Origin of the sequence: Corallococcus terminator (genome assembly GCF_003611635.1) — a bacterium.
Taxonomy (GTDB): Bacteria; Myxococcota; Myxococcia; order Myxococcales; family Myxococcaceae; genus Corallococcus; species Corallococcus terminator.
In genome coordinates this window covers 1-2,037 of record NZ_RAVZ01000634.1, presented here as the reverse complement: position 1 = coordinate 2,037, position 2,037 = coordinate 1, and the positions used below count along the sequence as shown (strand labels likewise).

Genomic DNA, 2,037 nt, shown 5'->3' with positions numbered 1-2,037 from the left:
CTGCCCGCCCGCCCTTCCAGCAGGCCCCTTCGCATCAACCGCGCCGCACGCACCTTTGACGGGTGGCGATGGAGGACGCGATGCGACCGCTCGTGCTGTTCGATGGGGACTGTGGCTTCTGCAAGCGCTGGGTGGAGCGGTGGCGCGGTGACACGCAAGGGCGCGTGCGCTTCGTCCGCGCGAGCGGCTGGCTGCGGCGGTTGCTGGGCATTTCGAAGTCACACATGCGGCGCGCCATGCAGCTCGTGGAACCCTCGGGGCGTCGCTCGTCAGGGGCGGAGGCGGTCTTCCGGATGCTCGCCTGGTCGCCTTATCCGGGCACGCGCTTCGCCGCGCGGCTGGGGTTGCTGCCCGGCATCAAGCAGGGCGCGGGCGCGGTGTATTCGCTCATCGCGCGCAACCGGCGTCGCGCGTCGCGCCTGGACACGTGGCTGTTCAGCCGGGTGACGGAGCCCGCCAGTCACCGGCTGGTGCGCTGGGCCTTCCTGCGCTTGTTGGGGGGAACCTTCCTCATCGCCTTCACGTCATTGGGTCGCCAGGTGCTGGGGCTCTATGGCGAGAAGGGCATCCGTCCCATCCGCGAGGTGGCGAAGTCCGAGCGTTGGGCCGCGCAGGGCAAGTGGCGGCGGCCGTCGGTGTTCTGGCTCGACGCGTCCGACGTGGCGCTGGTGCGAGGATGTCGCGTGGGGCAGGCGCTGTCGCTGGCACTCATCCTCGACGTGGCCCCGGCGCTGAGCGCGAAGGCGCTGTGGGCGCTGTACCTGTCCTATGTGTCCCTGGGGCGTGAGTTCCTGTCGTTCCAGTGGGACGTGTTGTTGCTGGAGATGGGTGCGCTGGGCGCGCTCACCGCGCCGGTGGGCCTGAGGCCCGGGCTGGGCAGGCGGGACGTGTCCGCGCTGGAGGTGTTCCTCTTCCGGATGCTCGTGTTCCGGCTCTACTTCGGCTCGGGGGTGAGCAAGTTCCACTCGGGAGACCGGACATGGCGCGAGCTGAGCGCGTGCGACGTGTACTTCGAGACCGCGCCCCTGCCCACGCGGGGCGGTTGGGCCGCGCACCAGCTTCCACGTCAGGTGCGCCACGCGGGCACCGCGGGGGTGTTGGCGGTGGAGACGGGGGTGCCCTTCCTCGCCTTCGGGCCCCGGCGCGTGCGGCAGGTCGCCTTCGGCGCCTTCGCGGCGTTGCAGGCGGCCATCGTCGGCACGGGCAACTACGGCTTCTTCAACTTCCAATCCCTGGCCCTGGGGCTGTGGCTGCTGGACGACGCGGCCCTGCGGCGCGTGCTCCCCGAACGCCTGTGGCGGGATGCCGGGCCCGCGCGGCGGCCGTCGGTGTTGAGCACGGCGCTGTCCACCGTGGCGGCGGTGCCGTTCCTGGCGCTGGGCACCACGGAGCTGTTGCGCCGGATGGGGTGGTGGCCGCGCGGCCCGGCGCGCGTGGTGAAGGCGGTGGGCTGGCTGGAGGACCGGGCGCACCCGCTGCACTCGGTGAACTCCTATGGCCTGTTCGCGATGATGACGGTGGACCGGCCGGAGATCACCGTGGAGGGCTCGGACGACGGCGAGCACTGGGTGGCGTATCCCTTCCGTTACAAGGTCTCGGCGGTGGATCGGCCGCCGCGCCAGGTGGCGCCCCACCAGCCCCGGCTGGACTGGCAGATGTGGTTCGCCGCGCTGGGCGGGCCGCCTTCGTGGTTCCTGGCCCTGATGGAGCGGCTGCTGGAGGGCTCGCCCGAGGTCCTGGGGCTGTTCGCGGCCAATCCCTTTCCGGACCATCCGCCCCGCATGGTGCGCGCGGTGCTCCATGACTACCGGATGACCTCCCGTGAGGAGCGCCAGCGCACCGGGGCCTGGTGGAAGCGGGAGCGGCGGGGGCTGTATGTGTCACCCCTGACCCTGACGCCCTTCACGACGCGTACGGTAGGGACGCCCCGGCTGTCCTGGCATGTCTAGGAATGGCGCCCGGTGCGCGATGGGCCCACACGTGACCTGGGGCCCTGTGTGGGGCGGGCAATCCCAATCGTGCATCGAGGGTGGGGGT

1 protein-coding gene is annotated in these 2,037 nt (G+C 71.4%); it reads left to right on the top strand.

Annotated elements, in window-relative coordinates; translation table 11 throughout:
• The first annotated feature begins 80 nt into the window (after positions 1-80).
• On the top strand, positions 81-1,949 hold the full coding sequence (locus D7V88_RS40965) for a lipase maturation factor family protein (protein ID WP_244238676.1): 1,869 nt from the start codon (positions 81-83) through the stop codon (positions 1,947-1,949).
• Positions 1,950-2,037: the final 88 nt, after the last annotated feature.

Excerpts from the sequence above, each read along its gene's own strand:
- D7V88_RS40965 (WP_244238676.1), top strand. The coding sequence starts at position 81 with ATGCGACCGCTCGTGCTGTTCGATGGGGACTGTGGCTTCTGCAAGCGC.